This is a genomic window from Proteiniborus sp. MB09-C3, from assembly GCF_030263895.1.
In the GTDB taxonomy this organism is placed as follows: Bacteria; Bacillota; Clostridia; order Tissierellales; family Proteiniboraceae; genus Proteiniborus.
The window spans coordinates 2,832,359-2,851,326 of record NZ_CP127161.1 but is presented as its reverse complement, the minus strand read 5'-3'; the positions used below and the strand labels follow the sequence as shown (position 1 = coordinate 2,851,326).

The window sequence follows — 18,968 nt, the reverse complement described above, 5'->3', positions numbered from 1 at the left end:
CTTATGAGGCAACTTCAAGCAAAATGTTTGAAAGTTGCCTTTTAAGTAGACTATATTCATTTATAAATTTATGGTATTATCATATAGAGTGCAAACTCTTATTCTGTGAGGTGGAGTAAATGAAGTTAAGTAAAATTACTTTCGACCTAGATATGGAAGTGGTAAATGGACATACAGACGTTGATATTACTGGAGTTGCTTATGATTCGAGAAAGGTTGAAAAAGGCAATGCTTTTATTGCTATTAAGGGATTTAAATTTGATGGTCATGATTTTATAAATGAGGCCATAAAAAAGGGAGCAGGAGTTATTATTGTTCAAAGAGATGTGGCACTTAACTCAGAAATAACTTTAATTAGGGTAAAAGATTCTAGGCAAGCTTTAGCTAAAATATCTTCTGAATTCTATAATAATCCTTCTAATAAATTTAATCTAATAGGTGTAACAGGGACAAATGGAAAGACAAGCACGACTTACATTATAGATTCAATATTTAGAGTGAGTGGGAAAAAGACTGGAATAATAGGAACTATGGGTAGTAAAGTAAATGGAAGGAATATAGAGACCAAAAATACAACCCCTGAGTCCTTAGAGCTTCAGCAATTATTTGACGAGATGTTAAAATATAATGTTGAGAATTGCATTATGGAGGTATCATCCCATTCTCTGGAATTAAATAGAGTTGCTTATAGTAATTTTGATGTGGGAATTTTTACCAATATCACTGTAGACCACTTAGATTATCATAAAACCTTTGAAAATTATTATAATGCAAAGAAGAAACTATTTTACATGACGAGTAAATATAATATTATAAATATTGATGACGAATATGGTAGAAGGCTTATTGATGAATTATCTAAAGTTAACACGCCATTATTAACATATGGAATAGAATCTAAGGGAGATATTTATGCAACAGATTTGCAGCTTAAAGCTACAGGTGTTAGCTTTAAATTACATACTCCTAAGGGGAGTGCTGATATAAATATGAATATCCCAGGTGTATTTACTGTATATAATAGCCTAGCAGCTGCCTCATGTGCCTTTGCATATGGCATAAGCATTGAACATATTAAAGAAGGCTTAGAGCAAGTAAAGGGAGTAAAAGGAAGATTTGAAGTGATTCCAACTAATAAGGACTTTACAGTTATCGTTGATTTTGCACATACTGCTGATGCCCTTGATAAAGTACTATCTGTTATTGAAGAATTTGCAGAAGGAAGAAAAATTATAGTCTTTGGAGCTGGAGGAGATAGAGATAAATCTAAAAGAGCTCCCATGGGAGAGGTAGCAGGAAAACATTGTGATTTATGCATTGTAACTTCAGATAACCCAAGAACAGAAGAGCCAAAAAAAATTATTGATGATATTATAGAAGGCATAAAAAATGTCAAAGGTAATTATATAGCTATTGTTGATAGAAAAGAAGCAATAGAATATGCTATTAAGAACAGCCGACCAAAAGATATAATATTATTAGCCGGTAAAGGTCATGAGACATATACCATTATTGGTGAAGAGGTATTGACTTTTGATGAAAGTAAAATTGTTAAAGAAGCGCTAAAATCAATCTAGAAAACTTAAAGATGAAAGAATTTAATCTGCATTTGGAGGAGAAGTAATATGTCAAACTATAAAGATATTATAAGAGTAATAGTTATATCATTTACTATAACTTTGCTTTTAGGTCCTATTTTAATTCCTATACTAAAAAGATTGAAGGTAGGACAAAGTGTTAGAGAGGAAGGACCAAAAACACATTATAAAAAAAGTGGCACACCTACTATGGGTGGTATTATAATAATTGCTGCACTATTAATTACTACAATATCGTCTGGACTGCTTAATAGAGATATGATTGTGCTGCTATTAGCAACCATTGGTTTTGGACTTATTGGTTTTATAGATGATTTCATAAAAGTAGTACTTAAAAGATCCTTGGGATTAAGAGCGTATCAAAAGCTTTTAGGACAAATTGTTCTAGCAGTGATTTTAGCAATATATCAATCAAATAATTCAGTTTTAGGAACTAAAATTATTGTACCTTTTTTGGATAATACCTACCTAGACTTAGGTATGCTATATGTTCCATTTATTGTAGTAGTAGTACTCGGTACTGTAAATGGTGCTAACTTTACAGATGGACTTGACGGATTGGCGTCAGGAGTAACTTTAATTATATTATCCTCTTTTAGTTTGATTTCACTTAAGGCTGGTATGGATAGTATAGCTATTTTTTCTGCTGCTTTAGCAGGAGCTTGTCTTGGCTTTTTAAGGCATAATTCGTACCCAGCAAAAGTTTTTATGGGTGACACAGGTTCTTTAGCTTTAGGAGGAGCAGTTTCAGCTATAGCAGTACTGCTTAACTTGTCCTTGATAATTCCTATAGTAGGAGGTATTTACCTAGCTGAGATTGTTTCAGTGATGATACAAGTAACCTCTTTTAAGCTTACAGGAAAGAGAGTTTTCTTAATGGCACCAATTCATCATCACTTTGAACAAAAAGGCTGGAAGGAGACAAAGGTAGTAGTAGTATTTTGGATAGTCACAGTTATTCTATGTTTAATAGGTATTTATAGTTTAAGTTAATCTAATAGGAGCAGGTGAATAAAATGAAATTAAAAGATAAAAATGTATTAATATTAGGTTTAGCTATTAGTGGAGTGTCTACAGCTAAAGCTTTAAATAAACTGGGTTCAAAGATAACAGTAACTGATATGAAGTCAGAAGAAGAGCTTAAAGAGCATTTGGTTGAATTAAAGGATATAGATATAGATTATGTATTGGGCAGCAATAACGTAGATTTAGGGAATATTGACTTAATAGTAAAAAGCCCAGGTATTCCTTTAGAAGCACCAATTATGAAAGAAGCTCTGGAAAAAGGAATTGAAGTAGTTACAGACATAGAACTAGCATATAGAATTTCTAAAAATAAGTTTATCGCTATAACTGGTACTAATGGAAAAACTACTACAACAGCCCTAACGGGAGAGTTGATTAAAAAAGCAGGCTTAAAATGCCATGTTACAGGAAATATTGGAGTAGGAATATTGTGGGAAGCAGTAAATACAGATGAGAATGATATTTTTGTCATTGAGGCAAGTAGTTTTCAGCTAGAAAGCACTAAACATTTTAAGCCTAGCATAAGTGTAATTACAAATATTACTCCTGATCATTTGAATTGGCATAAAACCTTTGATAATTATATTAATGCGAAGAAAAAAGTTCTTATGAATCAAGAAAAAGGCGATTATACTATTTTAAATTATGACGATTTATTGCTTAGAGAAATAGGAAAGAAAATAAATTCGAATTTAATATATTTTAGTGCAGGAAATAAGCTAGATAGAGGAGTTTATGTTGACGATTGTAAAATTATTATAAATGACGGACTAAAATCTATTAATGTAATGGATTATCGTGACATAAGGATACCTGGTAAACATAATATAGAGAATGCCTTAGCCGTAGTTGCGATTGGATGGGCAATGGGAATTGAGGCTGAGATAATAGCAAGTACACTTAAGGAGTTTGAAGGGGTAGAACATAGAATAGAGTTTGTAGGTAGCATATCTGGTGTAAGTTTTTATAATGATTCAAAGGGAACAAATCCAGATGCTTCAATTAAGGCTATTGAAGCTATTAACAAGCCAATAATATTGATAGCAGGCGGTATTGATAAGGGAGGCAGTTTTGAAGAATTTATAGATAGTTTTGATAATAAGGTAAAGGCTTTAATTCTATTAGGAGAAACTAGAGAAAAAATAAAAGATACTGCAATAAGTAAGGGTTTTAATAATATATATATAGTAAATAGTATTAAAGAAGCAGTTAAAAAAAGCTTTGAATTATCGGAGTCCAATGACAATGTGTTACTTTCTCCTGCATGTGCAAGCTGGGATATGTTTAAAAGCTACGAAGAAAGGGGAAGGATGTTCAAGCAAGCTGTAAAGAATTTAAGGGAGGATTAAGAATGGCTAAAAAAAGAGCCAGTGACTTTACCTTGATGATTGCTGTAATCTTACTTGTCTGTATTGGGATAATAATGGTCTTTAGCTCTAGTTGGCCAGATGCCTTGTACAGCAAGAAAGATGGCTACCATTTTTTAAAAAAACAACTTGTAGCCAGTGCTATAGGACTAGTAGCCATGATATTCTTCATGAACTTTAACTATTGGAACCTTGATAAATTGGCTAGGTTAATATTTACTGCATCAATAGTCTTAGGATTATTAATATATACGCCACTTGGAATGGAGGCCAATGGAGCTAGAAGATGGATTAATTTAGGTTTTACTACATTCATGCCGTCAGATGCTATTAAATTGGGATCAATTATTTATTTATCATCTTTTTTAGCTAAAAGAAAAGACAGTATAAAGAAGTTTACCAAAGGATTTATCCCGTCCATGGTAATAATAGGGATTGCCTGTGGACTCATAATTTTGCAGAAGGATTTAAGTACTAGTGCTACACTAGGCTTAACTTTGTTTATTCTCCTATTTGTTTCAGGAGTAAATATATTTCATCTCTCTTTTCTGGCCATACTTGGAGGGGCAGCAGGTTTTTTAGCAATATTAGGTGAAGAATTTAGACGAAAGAGAATCTTGGCCTTTCTGGACCCCTTTGCTCCAGAGGTAAGAGATAATGTTGGATATCAAGCAGTCCAATCTCTTTATGCTTTAGGTTCAGGTGGATTGTTTGGACTAGGCCTAGGCAAAAGCAGGCAAAAGTTTTTTTACATTCCAGAGCCCTATAATGATTTTATATTCGCAATCATTGGTGAAGAGCTTGGATTTTTAGGATGTGTGACTGTTATGCTACTAATTCTTCTCATAATATGGAGAGGTTTAAGAATTGCTTTAGGTACAAAGGATTTATTTGGATGTTATCTTGCAACAGGGATAGTTTCGCTTATTACTGTCCAGTCCTTGATCCATATAGCAGTTGTAACATCCTCAATGCCTACTACAGGAATTACATTGCCCTTCATAAGCTTTGGAGGAACATCACTAATGATGTATATGGCAGCTGCTGGTATTTTATTAAACATATCAAGACATTCGGAATTAGATAGGAGCTGAAAGCATGAAAGTGTTGATTACAGGTGGAGGTACAGGGGGACATATCTACCCTGCTTTAGCCATTGCTAGAAAAATTAAAATGGAATATAAGAACGCAGATATATTATATGTAGGAACAGAAAAAGGGCTAGAAGCAGAATTAATTCCAAAGGAAGGGCTTAGATTTAAGACTATTAGGGTAATGGGCTTTAGCAGGAAGCTTTCAAAGAATACCTTTAAATCTATTAAGGAGCTATTTTTAGGTTTAAGTGACGCTAAAAAAGTAATAAATGATTTCAAGCCCGATATCGTAATAGGCACAGGTGGGTACGTATGTGGACCTCTTGTTTTAACTGCTGCATTAAAGAAAATACCTACAATGATTCATGAACAAAATGCTTTTCCTGGGGTTACCAATAGAATACTTTCTAGATTTGTAGACAGAATAGCAGGCAGCTTTGAGGAGTCTAGAAAGTATTTTAAGGACACTAATAAATTGGTAATTACAGGCAATCCTATACGTCAAGATATTGTTGGATTTGATAAACAAGTTGCTTACGAGGACCTAAATATTGATAAAAATAAACCCTTCGTATTATCCTTTGGTGGAAGTGGCGGCCAGAAGAAATTAAATGATGCTATGCTTGAGGTTATTGTTAAGAATAGTAATAATCAAAATATGCAAATAATTCATGTAACAGGTAAGAGATTATATGAAAGCTTTATGAAAGAGTTGAAACAAAAAGGCGTAGATGAGTTAATAGATAATATTAGAGTATATCCATATTTTTTTGAGGTACCAAAAGCATTGTCTATAGCCGATGTAGCTTTGACTAGTGGTGGAGCAATTGCCATTGCAGAAATAACAGCAGTAGGCATTCCAAGTATACTTATACCAAAGGCTTATACTACAGAAAATCATCAGGAGTATAATGCAAGGGCTCTAGAAAAAAATGGAGCCAGTATAGTTATACTGGAAAAAGACTTGAATGGAGAACTACTAAACAAAGAGATCAACAATCTACTGTCTGATAAAAGAAAATTAAGGGATATGGCAATTAAAAGTAGAAAAATGGGTATCATTAATGCAGATGATAGAATACTTAATATAGTAAGAGAATTAATTTCATAGATGTTTTGTAACTGTAACACCTTTTATGAATATGCATAAGATAGATATATACTGTTTTTTACATACAGTTTGGAGCATATTCTGGAGGTGTAAGAATGAGTAAGTATATCATAGAAGGTGGCAAAAGGCTAGTTGGAGAAGTTCCTGTAATAGGAGCTAAGAACGCAGTGCTACCAATATTAGCAGCAACTGTAATAAATAATAATACAAGTACGATTTTTAATACTCCAAATCTAAGAGATGTAGAGATTATGGAACAAATTTTAATTTCTATAGGATGCAAGGTTAATAGAGTAGACAATGTTATTTTTGTAGACTCAAGAAATATTTCTAAGATTAAGATACCAGAAGAGCTTGTTAGGGAAATGCGTTCTTCGATTATATTAATGGGAGCAATGTTGACTCGATGTGGTGAAGTAGAAGTGAGCTATCCTGGTGGATGTGAGATTGGACCTAGACCTATTGATCTTCATTTAAAAGCACTTAGACAACTAGGGGCTACAATCGAAGAATCTCATGGTTTTCTGTATTGTAAAGCTGAAAAATTAAAGGGTTGTGATATACAGCTAGATTTTCCAAGTGTAGGTGCTACAGAAAATATTATGTTAGCAGCTGTAAAAGCTGAAGGTACTACAATAATTAGAAATGCTGCCCGTGAGCCAGAGATAATAGATCTTCAGAACTTTCTCAACGGAATAGGAGCCAAGATACATGGGGCAGGCACAAGTGTAATAAGAATAGATGGCGTAGATAGCTTTACTAGCGTAGAGCATACGATAATACCAGATAGAATTGTTGCTGGAACCTATATGGTTGCTTCTGCAATCACAGGAGGAGAAGTTATACTGAAAAATATAGAGGTAGAGCATATTCAATCTATTATAGCAAAGCTAAAGGAAACAGGATGTATGATATATAATAATTGTACTACTTTAAAAATAATTGGACCTAAAAAGGTCAATGCTATTGAAACAGTTCAGACTTTACCTTATCCTGGCTTTCCTACAGATATGCAGGCACAAATGATTGCTTTACTCAGTATTGCTAATGGAACAAGCATTGTTACAGAAACAATTTTTGAAAATAGATTTAAGCATGTAGAAGAGCTTGTTAGAATGGGTGCCAATATAAAGATAGCAGGAAAGGTTGCTATAATTAAAGGAGTAAAAGAACTTACAGGTGCAAAGGTTACATCTAAGGATTTAAGAGGAGGAGCCGCTCTTGTTTTAGCTGCATTGGCAGCTAATGGAACATCAGTTATAGAAGATACTTTCCATATTGAAAGAGGCTATGATGGTTTAGAAAAAGCTCTTCTTGCTTTAAATGCAGACATTAAGAAGACTTAGGCAGCTTATGCTGCTTAAAGCCTGAAGGACAAGCCTTGACGGAGGAAGATGATGAGTAAAGTAGATAGAAAAATTAAAAGGAAAAAGAACAGACTTATATTTATTATAATTTTATTACTAACCTCGACCTTTTTTATTCTTTATACTAAGACAAGCTTTTTTCATATTTCTAGTATAGAGGTTTTTGGAAATGAAAAAATTACCGATGATAAATTGATACTTGCATCAGGTATAATAATAGATGAGAATATTTTTAAGATTAATCTGAAGATGGCAAAGGAAAACATATTATTGCATCCTTACGTAAAAAATGTTAAAGTACAGAGAAAGTTACCAAATAAAATATTTATTAATATAGAAGAGAGAAAAGAAGTAGCTATTATTAATTACATTAATTCATATGTATATATTGATGAAGAAGGAACTATTTTAAATATGCTTTCTGAAAAAAAGGATGAGCATATTGTTGAAATAAGTGGATTAGAAATAAGCAATCCAGTAATAGGGCAAAAAATAGTCTTTAGCAATGAAGAAATACAAGAGAAAATATTGGAATTTATCAACGATATCATAAGCCTAGGATTATCAACCTCCTTTAAAACAGCGAATATTGATGAAAATAATAAAATTACTATTTATATGGATAATGGAGGAGAGGTTGCATTTGGGACCTTAGATGATGTAAAATATAAATTGAATTTTCTTATATCTATATTAAAAGAACTAGAAAGCAAAAACCAAGGGTATCGGGTGATTCATCTAGACAAAGGAAGCAATGCAGTCATAATTAAGGATAATGATTAGGAGTGGAGAAAATGAACGATGTCAAGAGCAAAGTCGCCATTATATTGGTCTGTATCGCATTAGGTATAATTCTAGCAGTTCAATTCAAAACTGTTGAGAATACTGTAGGCTATGGAACAATACCTACTCAAAGAGCTCAACAGATGGCAATTGATTATAAAAAGCTTCAAGACGAGAGAGACGGGATAAGAAATGAATTAGATAATCTTGAATCTAAGCTAAAACAGTATGAAAAAGGCGAAGCAGAAAAAGATGTTTATGTTGAAAATTTATATAAGGATATAGAAAAGTATAGAGCCTTAGCAGGATATGAAGATCTCCAAGGTCCGGGGATTATTATTGAAATAAATGACCCTCCAGCTGAAGTTATATTTGGAGGTGATTCTAGTATTATTGTTGAAAATTATGAGTTTCTCCTCCAAATGATAAGTGTCATAAATGCAACAGAGGCAGAAGCTATCTCTATAAATGAACAAAGATATACAAGCTTCACAGAAATAGTTCCAGCTGCTGGTCACCTAGAGATAAATGGAGTATCCGTAGGTCCTCCTTTTGTGATAAGGGCAATAGGAAAACCTGATGATTTAGAAAACGCACTTCGTATAAAGCATGGACTCATATGGCGAATGGAAAATCTTCTTAATTTAGATATTCACATTAAACAGGAACAAAATATAGTTATTCCTAAATATAGAAAAATCAAAGATTTTAGATATGCTAAACCAGTAGAAGAAATATCAAACTAAGCATTGGGAGGGATTAAATAATGGGCAAGAAAAAAAGTAACGGAATGGTATGGCTCATAATCCTTTCTATTTTACTAGGGGTATTATTGTCTTTTCAGATGAAGCAGAATATAGATGATTATGACTTAGTTTCGTTAAAGTCTATACAGACGATGAAAAACGATATAAATAATATTCGTAAAGAAATTGATGATATAAAATATCTAACAGAAAATAGGAAAAAGGAATTAACAAAGCTTGAAAGTGTCATTAATGATGAAGATTCCAATGTTTCAGAGCTTTTGATGGATGAGATAAGTCAGTTAAAGCTAGTATCAGGGTTAGATGATGTTCAAGGCCCTGGGATAAGGATAATATTAGCTGATAACGAAGATGAAGAAATAGTTGGTGGACAAATAAACGATGATATTGTGCATGATGCTACTGTACAAATCCTTTTAAATGATTTGAGGAAGGCTGGTGCAGAGGCTATAAGTATTAATGGGCAAAGGGTTATGTCGAGATCAGAGATTAAATGTGCTGGACCTACAATAAGAGTTAATGGCAGAAGCTCTGCAAATCCTTTTGTTATAACTGCAATAGGAGATCCTAAATTACTTTATGCAGCTATCAATGCACCAAATACTTATGGCTGGATATTGAAGGAGGTCCACAAGCTTAGAGTTGAAACAATAATGAAAGACAACGTATATGTGCCTAAATATTACTGGGCAGACCAAGAATTTAAACACGCAAAACCAAAAAAAGAAGGTGAACAATCATGATTATATTAGCTTTTGTAGGTATTGTTATAGGAGTTTTAGTGGGTATATACTTACCAATAACTTATTCAGCCAGTTACTCTCTATATGTTTCAGTAGCCATACTAGCATGTCTCGACTCTGTCTTCGGTGGACTAAGAGCTACATTAGAAAAAACGTTCAATACAGAAATATTTATATCGGGCTTTTTTGGTAATGCAGTATTGGCGGCATTTTTAGCTTATGTTGGAGACAGATTAGGAGTACCTCTCTATTATGCAGCGATTTTTGCTTTTGGTGGTAGACTGTTCCAAAACTTTGCAATCATAAGGAGATTACTATTTAGAAAAAAAGATACAAAGGAATAATTTATTTCCTTTTGACTAAATCTTAGAAAATATGGTTTTAATTACAAAAAGTATCTAGGACTAAAGAAGGAAATGTGGATACAAGCCAACATTTATCATTCTAGCAGGTGCGATAAATAAAATATTAAAGAGGAAATTCAATTATCGTATAGAATATAATAATGTTAGAAAGAAAAAATAAAAAATTAAGGGAAAAACAAGAAAAGTAGCAAATTTTGAATGTATATAAAACTATTGAATGACTATTTTAGTATTAAATAAGGGGGTAATAAAGTGTTCGATTTTGAAGTAGATGTAGAACAATTTGCACACATTAAAGTCATTGGAGTTGGCGGTGGCGGAAATAATGCTGTAAATAGGATGATAGAAAATCAGGTAAAAGGAATTGAATTTATAACTATTAATACTGATAGACAAGCCCTTCATTCTTCTAAATCAGAGACTAAGCTTCAAATTGGAGAAAAGTTAACGAGAGGACTAGGAGCAGGGGCTAATCCTGAAGTTGGCATGAAGGCGGCTGAAGAAAGCAGAAACGAAATAACAGAAATCCTGAAGGGTGCAGATATGGTATTCATAACTGCTGGTATGGGTGGCGGAACTGGAACAGGTGCAGCACCTATAGTTGCAGAAATAGCCAAGGAGCTTGGTATTCTAACTGTTGGAGTTGTAACTAAACCCTTTATGTTTGAAGGTAGAAAAAGAATGATGCATGCAGAAAAAGGAATTGAAGAACTCAAAAAGAGAGTAGATACATTGGTTACTATACCTAATGATAGATTATTACAGGTAGTTGAAAGAAAAACCTCCATTGTTGAAGCTTTTACCATAGCAGATGATGTTTTGAGACAAGGTATACAGGGTATATCTGATTTAATTGCTGTACCTGCGCTGATAAATTTAGACTTTGCAGATGTTAAAACAATTATGTTGAATCAAGGACTAGCACATATGGGAATAGGAAAAGCAAGCGGTGAAAATAGGGCAACTGAAGCAGCTAAACAAGCAATACATAGTCCATTACTCGAAACCTCTATTGAAGGAGCAAAAGGTGTTTTATTAAACATAACAGGAGGACCAAACTTAGGAATTTTTGAGGTTAATGAAGCTGCCGATCTCATCAGGCAATCAGTGGATCCAGATGCTAATATTATATTTGGTGCAGGTCTAGACGAAAACTTAAAGGATGAGATAAAGATAACAGTAATTGCTACAGGATTTGACAATGTCATACAAGAAAAACCTGTAGACAAGCCATCCTTATCTATCCCTATTGACAAAAATAAAGAAAAACATATTCCTGAAACGAAACATTTTGATACTGATGACTTAGATATTCCAACTTTTTTAAGGAGAAGAGATAAATAACCCTTTCTATTATATAGAAAGGGTTTTTTTTCGACTTCAGTATGTGACATAATTCTAAACTTCATTGTATTATAATAGACATAAAAATAAGGATAGGTGAATAAAAGTTTATTATAATGAGGATGTACAAAAAGGGGGCAATGATTTGTACATATATGCAGAGTATCTTTTGCTTGAAAATATGATAATTAATTATATTCTACTTTACTTAACAAAAAAATTTACAAAAACAGAGGCAAATAATATTAGAGTATTATTAGCTTCTTTTATTGGGGCAATCTATTCATTAGTCATATTTTTTCCATCATTAAGGTTCATGACTAAATTCATTATAAAATTTTCTGTTTCTATTTTAATAATAATAGTAGCTTTTAACCCTGTTAAAATCAAAAAATTTATTAGACTTATAGCGACATTCTATGTAATGGCTTTTATATTTGCTGGAGCCTCTTTAGCATTATTTTATTTAGCTGATGTAAAAGCTTATGCAGGCAATGGCATATTTTACATTAGGGATTTTCCTGTAAAAATGCTAGTACTTGCTGTTTCTATATCATACATACTGATTAAAATTGTTTGGGGATATATTCAATCAATTTTAACAAAGAATAAGATTTATATGCCTATTGTAGTTGGGTTAAACAATAAATCTGTTGAGGTAATGGGGTTAATTGATACCGGAAATCTGTTGAGAGACCCACTCACACAAACACCAGTAATAATAATTCAATTCTCTGCTATAAAAGATCTATTGCCTAAAGAGGTACAAAGTATCTTTGAAAAGTATAAAGAGAATGATTTACAGGCTATTTCAGAAATTATGGTCGAAAACGCTTCTAGTTTGAAATTTAGATTGATACCATATAAATCCTTGGGAAAAGAAAACGGTATGCTAATAGGATTTAAACCTGATAATGTCATAGTTAAGGACGATGAGGATAAATCATTTTGTGATATTATTGTAGGGATTTACAATAATAATCTTGCAAGTGATGATAATTATGTTGCCTTACTTCATCCTGAAATGTTTACTGAAAAGGAGGTAGTTTAAGTGAGAAAGATAATAAATAAGCTAAAACTAATAATTAGGATACATTATATAAGGATATTAAGAAGACTTAGATTATATGATGAAAAAGAGATATTCTATATTGGAGGAAGTGAAGTTCTGCCGCCTCCCTTAACTCCAGAAGAGGAAAATTACCTTGTATCAAAACTTAGCGAGGATGAGTCTATAAAGACTGTGTTAATAGAGAGAAATCTCAGACTTGTAGTATATATTGCAAGAAAATTTGAAAATACAGGCATAGGAGTAGAGGATTTAGTTTCAATAGGGACAATTGGGTTAATTAAGGCTGTAAACACTTTTAAGCCAGATAAAAAAATAAAGCTTGCTACATACGCCTCAAAATGCATTGAGAATGAAATCCTAATGTACCTTAGAAGAAATAGTAGGTTTAAAGCTGAAATATCCTTTGATGAGCCTTTAAATATTGATTGGGATGGAAATGAACTATTATTGTCAGATATAATGGGTACTGAAAATGATGTAATATTTAAATCATTAGAGGAAGAAATAGATAAAGATTTATTAAATCAGGCAATTTGTAAATTGACAGTTCGTGAGAAGAAAATCATGGAACTTAGATTTGGACTTAAAAATGGAGAAGAAAAAACACAAAAAGAGGTAGCTGATCTTTTGGGCATTTCTCAATCTTATATATCCAGATTGGAAAAAAGAATAATTAAAAGACTAAAAAAGGAAATAAATAAAATGATTTAAATCAGAAAAATAAAGTAGTTTGGGACCCTAACTGGAGTTCAGGCTGGCATGTTTTTGTCATCTGTAATGAAAGCAATGGGTCTTTTTTTATTTAAAAATTTACTTAATCTATTTACATTAATTGTTGAATAATAAACTGTAAAGAAGGCAATAATTTTTATGTAAAAGGGGCAAAACATCAAGAAAGGAATGAATTACTTATATGCATATAAATAAAGTAGAAATATGCGGAGTAAACACCTCTGAACTACCAGTACTTACTAATACTGAAATGAGAGCGCTATTTGATAGAATACATGCAGGTGATATGAGTGCAAGGGAAGAGTTTGTAAAAGGAAATCTGAGATTAGTTCTAAGTGTCATTCAAAGATTCAGTAAAAGAGGCGAGCATGTCGATGATTTGTTCCAAGTAGGATGTATAGGACTGATAAAAGCAATAGATAATTTTGACCTATCACAAAATGTTAGGTTTTCAACATATGCTGTTCCTATGATTATTGGAGAAATAAGAAGATATTTACGTGATAATAATTCAATAAGAGTTAGTAGATCATTAAGGGATATAGCATATAAAGCATTGCAGGCAAGGGATCATTTGGTAAATAAAAATTCAAAGGAACCTACTATATCTGAAATAGCTGAAGCATTAGGTTTACCAAAAGAAGAAGTAGTTTTTGCTTTGGATGCTATTCAAGATCCAATATCTCTATTTGAACCTATATATCATGATAGTGGGGATGCAATATATGTTATGGATCAAGTCAGTGATGAAAAAAGTGAAGATGAGACTTGGTTGGAGGAGATAGCTTTGAGGGAAGCCATTAGAAAGCTAAATGATAGAGAAAAACTCATTCTTAATCTAAGGTTTTATGAAGGAAAGACTCAAATGGAGGTTGCTGAGGAAATTGGAATATCTCAAGCTCAAGTATCAAGACTAGAGAAAACAGCTTTAAAACATATGAGAAAATTAATTTAACTAGCACAGAAGATTAATTAAAATTAATATTCAATTGTTGATAATTTACCATTGTTTCACAGGATAAATATTAGGAATAATATTATAGGCTTACATAGTATATATATAGTATATAAATATTGAAAAGAAGGTGAAACAATGGTAAAGACTACTGATTTACGTGAAAAGGAAGTAATAAATGTAAAGGATGGGACTAGGATAGGATTCATATCAGATTTAGAAGTAAATCTAGAGAAGGGAACAATTGATGCTATTGTCCTACCAGGACCAGGAAGAATACTAGGTTTATTTGGCAAAAATCAAGATTATGTTATCAGATGGCAGAATATTGTTAGAATAGGCTCAGATGTTATCTTAGTAGATCTTAATATAAATACTGAGGATTATTTATTTTATGGAGGAGAAAATAGGGAAGAGTAGAAATAATCAAGTATAGAAGATGATTATATGTAGACATTAAAGAAAAGATATAATATAATTTGATTAAGACTTTGGCTTAAAGGGAGGAAAAAAGATGAGATGCCCCTATTGTGATTATTATGAATCCAAGGTAGTTGATTCTAGGCCTACTGATGAAGGACAAGCTATTCGTAGGAGGAGAGAATGTATTAAATGCAATAAGCGATTCACAACTTATGAAAAGATTGAGGACATACCCCTTGTAGTAATTAAAAAAGATGGAAATAGACAATCATATAATAGAAATAAACTCCTAAATGGGATAATTAGAGCCTGTGAAAAGAGACCAGTTTCTATGAAGGCTATTGAAGATATGGTGGATGAAATAGAGAAGACGCTTTTTAACTCTATGGAAAGAGAGATAACTACAGATCTCATAGGAGAGATGGTTATGAATAGACTCAAAAACATTGATGAGGTTGCCTATGTTAGATTTGCTTCTGTATACAGGCAGTTTAAAGATTTGAATACATTCATGGATGAGCTTAAGAAAATACTTGATGAAAAATAGGACTCTTTTGAGTCCTTTTCAAGTATTTTAGGCAGAGAAGCATGTTACTAAGAATTATGGCTTTATTTGGAAGTGCGTTTAGTATTCCCATTATGTTTCATACTGCATTTCAAAAAAAGTTAAAAGAGGTGATACTGTGAACGAAAATATAGGCTTTGAACTAAGAGAAATAGGTGGACTGCACTATTATATAATACCTAGCTTTGAACAGACAGGACTTGTTAAGCACGGATTTACTACTAGAATAGGCGGAGTAAGCCCTAAGCCTTTTAACACATTAAATCTAGGCTTAAATACAAAAGATGAAAAAGAAAATATAATAAGAAATTTCCAAAGCATTTCAGATGCTTTTAACGTTCCCCTAGAAAAAATGGTACTATCTGATCAAGTACATGCTACAACTATAAGAATTGTAACAGAAGAAGATGCAGGTAAGGGCTTAGATAAGCCTTTGGATTATAAAGAAATAGATGGGCTTCTAACTAATGTAAGAGGCCTTATGCTTTTAACTTTTTATGCAGACTGCGTTCCCCTATTTTTCCTTGATAAAGTTAAAAATGTTGCAGGAGTTGCACACGCTGGCTGGAAGGGCACTGTAGCAAGGATAGGAGAAAAAATGATTGACACAATGAAAAAGGCTTATGGTTCAAACTCTAAGGATATACTGGTGGGCATAGGTCCATCAATTGGGTCTTGCTGTTATACAGTTAAAAAAGATGTATACGATAAATTCAATGAGAGTCTACCATTTACTGAAGAAGTGCTTATGAAAGAGTCTACAGAAACATGGAGGTTAGACTTGTGGAAAGCAAATAAAAAGATATTAGAGGAAAATGGAATATTAAGTAGAAATATTACCATATGTGGACTGTGTACTGGCTGCAATAATGATAAGTTTTTTTCCTATAGAAAGGAAAATGGAAGAACAGGAAGAATGGCTGCTTTAATACAGCTTATATAATTCGACAATAAAAGGGATGATTGTATGAGGTCACATGAATTTGAAAAGCTTCTACTGCAAAAAATTTTGCAGCATATAGATGTAGGAATTCATGTTGTAGATTCAGATGGAAAAACCATATTTTATAATGAATCAATGGCTAAATTAGAGGGGATTGAAAAAGAAAAGGTTATAAACCAGCAGTTGCTAGAAATATTTCCTAGTCTAAATGAGCACACAAGTACTTTGTTAAGTGTTGTCAGTACTGGGCAGAAGATATTCGATAAAACTCAGACCTACTTAAATTATAAAGGCGAAAAAATAACTACAATAAATACAACTATTCCTATTAAGAAAGATAAAACTGTTTTAGGAGCACTGGAAATTGCAAGGAACGTTACTAATATTCAAAAGCTTTCAGAACAACTGGTTGATTTGCAGATGGAACTCATTGGAGATAAAGAAAAAGAGCCTTTAAGTACGGGCAATAAGTATACATTTGAGGACTTAAGAGGTCATAATGAAAGCTTTGTAAGATCTATAGACATTGCTAGGAAGGCAAAGGATTCATCTTCTAGTGTATTAATTTATGGTGAAACAGGCTCTGGAAAAGAACTGTTTGCTCAAAGTATACATTACGATGGAAGCAGAAAAAACAATCCGTTTATTGGACAAAACTGTGCTGCCTTACCAGAATCTCTATTGGAGAGCATTTTATTTGGAACAGTAAAAGGAAGCTTTACAGGCGCACTGGACAGGCCAGGTCTGTTTGAACAAGCAAACGGAGGAACACTTTTATTAGATGAAATTAATTCAATGGGTCTTTCTTTACAGGCAAAACTTCTTAGAGTATTACAAGAAGGCTGCATAAGAAGAGTGGGAGGATTAAAAGACATACCTATTGACGTACGTATAATTGCTACTACTAATGAAGATCCTGTGGAGTCAATAAATAAGGGAATAATAAGAAAAGATTTGTATTATAGATTAAATGTAATTTCTATTAAAGTTCCACCATTAAGAGAGAGAAAAGATGATATTAAGCTTCTATGTGCACATTTCATTAAGCGATATAATGAAGTATTAGATAAAGATGTCTGGGTAATATCTCAGGACATGATGCAGGCTTTTATGAAGCATTCCTGGCCAGGGAATGTTCGTGAACTGGAGAACTTAATAGAAGGAGCTATGAATCTAATTTATAGAGATGAGCATGTACTCAAATCAGAGCATTTCTATGGTTTCGTACCCAACTCATTAGAGGATGAATCTAATTATAATGACATCATTCATTCTCACAAACCCTTATCAGAAATAATTGATTCAGTAGAAAAAAGACTAATACAAAAGTCTCTTGATGAGTCTGGCTATAATATTTCTGAAGCTGCAAGAATCTTGGGAGTAAAAAGGCAGACTCTGCAACATAAAATTAAAAAATACGAGATACCATTATAACCGCAAAATATTTTGCATATATCTGCAAAATATTTTGCGGTTATTTTTTTAACTCAATGCTTCTACTTAACTAATTACCCAAGTTTTCTGTTATACATTAGCAATTTACATAGCAGTAACGGCTAAGAATGATAAAGATTTTTACTTAAAAAGTCATAGTTTATTGGCAAAGATATTGCATTAGTATTTGGTGAATATAGTAAGTTTTAAGAATATTTTGGAGGTGTGGTTTATGGAGAAGGTTAAAGTAATAATTTGGGGTTTTGGGGCAATGGGAAGTGGAATGGCAAAGATGCTGCTAAAGAAAAAAGGAGTAGAGATTGTTGGTATTTGTGATGTAAGTCCAAATAAAATAGGAAAAAGTATTTATGAAGTATTAGGCGTTGACAGAGAAGAAAGACCGGAAGTGATTATTAATGGTAATATCGAAGAGGTTTTAACTGAAAAAAGCTGTGACATATGCTTATGTGCTACTGATTCCTTTACTAAAAATGCATTTCCAAAACTAAAATATGCACTAGAAAAGAAAGTGAATGTTATATCTACGGCAGAGGAAATGTCTTATCCATATGCCCAAAGTCCAGAATTAGCAAAAGAACTTGATAATATAGCCAGGGAAAATGGTGTCACAGTACTAGGTACTGGAATTAATCCAGGACTAATAATGGATTTACTAGTAGTTTGCTTAACAGGATGCATGATTGATGTAGAGCATATAGAAGCTAAACGAGTAAATAGCTTATCACCATTTGGACCTGCTGTAATGGAGGAGCAAGGTGTGGGATTGACCGTTGAAGCATTTGAAAGGGGAATAACAGATGGTACATTAGCTGGACATGTTGGTTTTCCTGAATCCATACAGATGATTGCTAAGGCTATAGGATGGGAAGTAGGAAAGATTGAACAACAGATGAAGCCAATAGTTACTAGTGTTGACAGGAAGTCTCCTTTTGGATTTGCTAAAGCAGGAGATGTGGCAGGAGTAAACATGACAGGTCAAGGATATGTAAACGGAGAAGTTAAGATAGACATGATACATCCTCAACAAATAGAGCCTGAAATGGAAGGGACTTATACTGGAGATTACATAACAATAAAGGGTACACCGGAAGTAAATATGTCTATTAAACCAGAGGTAGAAGGTGGATTAGGCACTATAGCTATGTGTGTTAATATGATTCCTCATGTTATAAATGCAGAACCGGGTTTAAAAACAATGATAGATTTACCGGTTCCAAGAGCAATAATGGGAGACATGAGAGATTTAATAAAAAGGTAG

19 protein-coding genes are annotated in these 18,968 nt (G+C 32.8%); all 19 read left to right on the top strand.

Annotation, left to right across the window (positions count from 1 at the left end):
- The first annotated feature begins 119 nt into the window (after nt 1-119).
- The 19 genes from QO263_RS13950 to ord all read left to right on the top strand — a co-directional run bounded on the left by QO263_RS13950 (nt 120) and on the right by ord (nt 18,968).
- Entirely contained in the window at nt 120-1,577 is a 1,458-nt protein-coding gene (locus QO263_RS13950) for a UDP-N-acetylmuramoyl-L-alanyl-D-glutamate--2,6-diaminopimelate ligase (RefSeq protein ID WP_285622669.1), read from the top strand.
- A 48-nt stretch (nt 1,578-1,625) separates the two neighbouring features.
- Nucleotides 1,626-2,591 carry a phospho-N-acetylmuramoyl-pentapeptide-transferase gene (gene mraY / locus QO263_RS13945; RefSeq protein WP_285622663.1) on the top strand — a complete coding sequence of 322 codons (966 nt, stop codon included), beginning with the start codon at nt 1,626-1,628 and terminating at the stop codon, nt 2,589-2,591.
- A 23-nt stretch (nt 2,592-2,614) separates the two neighbouring features.
- Nucleotides 2,615-3,973: a UDP-N-acetylmuramoyl-L-alanine--D-glutamate ligase gene (gene murD, locus QO263_RS13940; protein ID WP_285622660.1), complete on the top strand. Its 1,359-nt coding sequence runs from the start codon at nt 2,615-2,617 to the stop codon at nt 3,971-3,973.
- Nucleotides 3,974-3,975: 2 nt separating this feature from the next.
- Nucleotides 3,976-5,085, top strand: a complete 1,110-nt coding sequence (gene ftsW / locus QO263_RS13935; RefSeq protein WP_285622654.1) for a putative lipid II flippase FtsW — start codon at nt 3,976-3,978, stop codon at nt 5,083-5,085.
- 4 nt (nt 5,086-5,089) lie between these two features.
- Entirely contained in the window at nt 5,090-6,196 is a 1,107-nt protein-coding gene (murG, locus tag QO263_RS13930) for an undecaprenyldiphospho-muramoylpentapeptide beta-N-acetylglucosaminyltransferase (RefSeq protein WP_285622651.1), read from the top strand.
- A 95-nt stretch (nt 6,197-6,291) separates the two neighbouring features.
- Nucleotides 6,292-7,542 (top strand): UDP-N-acetylglucosamine 1-carboxyvinyltransferase, encoded by a 1,251-nt coding sequence (gene murA / locus QO263_RS13925; protein ID WP_285622648.1) that lies wholly within the window; start codon nt 6,292-6,294, stop codon nt 7,540-7,542.
- Between the two features lie 51 nt (nt 7,543-7,593).
- On the top strand, nt 7,594-8,346 hold the full coding sequence (locus QO263_RS13920) for a cell division protein FtsQ/DivIB (protein ID WP_285622645.1): 753 nt from the start codon (nt 7,594-7,596) through the stop codon (nt 8,344-8,346).
- Between the two features lie 11 nt (nt 8,347-8,357).
- Nucleotides 8,358-9,092 carry a DUF881 domain-containing protein gene (locus tag QO263_RS13915; RefSeq protein ID WP_285622643.1) on the top strand — a complete coding sequence of 245 codons (735 nt, stop codon included), beginning with the start codon at nt 8,358-8,360 and terminating at the stop codon, nt 9,090-9,092.
- A 20-nt stretch (nt 9,093-9,112) separates the two neighbouring features.
- A complete protein-coding gene (locus tag QO263_RS13910) occupies nt 9,113-9,856 on the top strand; it encodes a DUF881 domain-containing protein (protein WP_285622642.1) in 744 nt (247 codons plus the stop codon).
- A gap of 2 nt (nt 9,857-9,858) precedes the next feature.
- Nucleotides 9,859-10,200, top strand: a complete 342-nt coding sequence (locus QO263_RS13905) for a small basic family protein (protein WP_285629319.1) — start codon at nt 9,859-9,861, stop codon at nt 10,198-10,200.
- A gap of 273 nt (nt 10,201-10,473) precedes the next feature.
- Complete coding sequence (gene ftsZ, locus QO263_RS13900) at nt 10,474-11,565, top strand: cell division protein FtsZ (RefSeq protein WP_285622639.1); 1,092 nt, start codon at nt 10,474-10,476, stop codon at nt 11,563-11,565.
- A 145-nt stretch (nt 11,566-11,710) separates the two neighbouring features.
- Nucleotides 11,711-12,616 (top strand): sigma-E processing peptidase SpoIIGA, encoded by a 906-nt coding sequence (spoIIGA, locus tag QO263_RS13895; RefSeq protein WP_285622637.1) that lies wholly within the window; start codon nt 11,711-11,713, stop codon nt 12,614-12,616.
- Nucleotides 12,617-13,348: an RNA polymerase sporulation sigma factor SigE gene (gene sigE, locus QO263_RS13890; protein WP_285622634.1), complete on the top strand. Its 732-nt coding sequence runs from the start codon at nt 12,617-12,619 to the stop codon at nt 13,346-13,348.
- A gap of 202 nt (nt 13,349-13,550) precedes the next feature.
- Nucleotides 13,551-14,324, top strand: a complete 774-nt coding sequence (gene sigG / locus QO263_RS13885) for an RNA polymerase sporulation sigma factor SigG (RefSeq protein ID WP_285622632.1) — start codon at nt 13,551-13,553, stop codon at nt 14,322-14,324.
- Nucleotides 14,325-14,462: 138 nt separating this feature from the next.
- On the top strand, nt 14,463-14,744 hold the full coding sequence (locus tag QO263_RS13880; protein WP_285622630.1) for a YlmC/YmxH family sporulation protein: 282 nt from the start codon (nt 14,463-14,465) through the stop codon (nt 14,742-14,744).
- Between the two features lie 94 nt (nt 14,745-14,838).
- Nucleotides 14,839-15,294: a transcriptional regulator NrdR gene (gene nrdR / locus QO263_RS13875; protein WP_285622628.1), complete on the top strand. Its 456-nt coding sequence runs from the start codon at nt 14,839-14,841 to the stop codon at nt 15,292-15,294.
- A 136-nt stretch (nt 15,295-15,430) separates the two neighbouring features.
- Nucleotides 15,431-16,255 carry a peptidoglycan editing factor PgeF gene (gene pgeF, locus QO263_RS13870; protein ID WP_285622626.1) on the top strand — a complete coding sequence of 275 codons (825 nt, stop codon included), beginning with the start codon at nt 15,431-15,433 and terminating at the stop codon, nt 16,253-16,255.
- Between the two features lie 24 nt (nt 16,256-16,279).
- The gene (locus QO263_RS13865) at nt 16,280-17,689 is read left to right on the top strand and encodes a sigma-54 interaction domain-containing protein (protein WP_285622625.1); all 1,410 of its coding nucleotides are present in this window, start codon (nt 16,280-16,282) and stop codon (nt 17,687-17,689) included.
- A 232-nt stretch (nt 17,690-17,921) separates the two neighbouring features.
- Nucleotides 17,922-18,968 (top strand): 2,4-diaminopentanoate dehydrogenase, encoded by a 1,047-nt coding sequence (ord, locus tag QO263_RS13860; protein WP_285622623.1) that lies wholly within the window; start codon nt 17,922-17,924, stop codon nt 18,966-18,968.

What these genes read in the sequence shown, in the direction of transcription:
- QO263_RS13880 (WP_285622630.1), top strand. Translation starts at nt 14,463, where the DNA reads ATGGTAAAGACTACTGATTTACGTGAAAAGGAAGTAATAAATGTAAAG.
- murA (WP_285622648.1), top strand. Translation starts at nt 6,292, where the DNA reads ATGAGTAAGTATATCATAGAAGGTGGCAAAAGGCTAGTTGGAGAAGTT.
- ftsW (WP_285622654.1), top strand. Translation starts at nt 3,976, where the DNA reads ATGGCTAAAAAAAGAGCCAGTGACTTTACCTTGATGATTGCTGTAATC.
- QO263_RS13950 (WP_285622669.1), top strand. Translation starts at nt 120, where the DNA reads ATGAAGTTAAGTAAAATTACTTTCGACCTAGATATGGAAGTGGTAAAT.
- mraY (WP_285622663.1), top strand. Translation starts at nt 1,626, where the DNA reads ATGTCAAACTATAAAGATATTATAAGAGTAATAGTTATATCATTTACT.
- QO263_RS13920 (WP_285622645.1), top strand. Translation starts at nt 7,594, where the DNA reads ATGAGTAAAGTAGATAGAAAAATTAAAAGGAAAAAGAACAGACTTATA.
- ord (WP_285622623.1), top strand. Translation starts at nt 17,922, where the DNA reads ATGGAGAAGGTTAAAGTAATAATTTGGGGTTTTGGGGCAATGGGAAGT.
- QO263_RS13865 (WP_285622625.1), top strand. Translation starts at nt 16,280, where the DNA reads ATGAGGTCACATGAATTTGAAAAGCTTCTACTGCAAAAAATTTTGCAG.
- QO263_RS13915 (WP_285622643.1), top strand. Translation starts at nt 8,358, where the DNA reads ATGAACGATGTCAAGAGCAAAGTCGCCATTATATTGGTCTGTATCGCA.
- murD (WP_285622660.1), top strand. Translation starts at nt 2,615, where the DNA reads ATGAAATTAAAAGATAAAAATGTATTAATATTAGGTTTAGCTATTAGT.
- nrdR (WP_285622628.1), top strand. Translation starts at nt 14,839, where the DNA reads ATGAGATGCCCCTATTGTGATTATTATGAATCCAAGGTAGTTGATTCT.
- sigG (WP_285622632.1), top strand. Translation starts at nt 13,551, where the DNA reads ATGCATATAAATAAAGTAGAAATATGCGGAGTAAACACCTCTGAACTA.
- murG (WP_285622651.1), top strand. Translation starts at nt 5,090, where the DNA reads ATGAAAGTGTTGATTACAGGTGGAGGTACAGGGGGACATATCTACCCT.
- QO263_RS13910 (WP_285622642.1), top strand. Translation starts at nt 9,113, where the DNA reads ATGGGCAAGAAAAAAAGTAACGGAATGGTATGGCTCATAATCCTTTCT.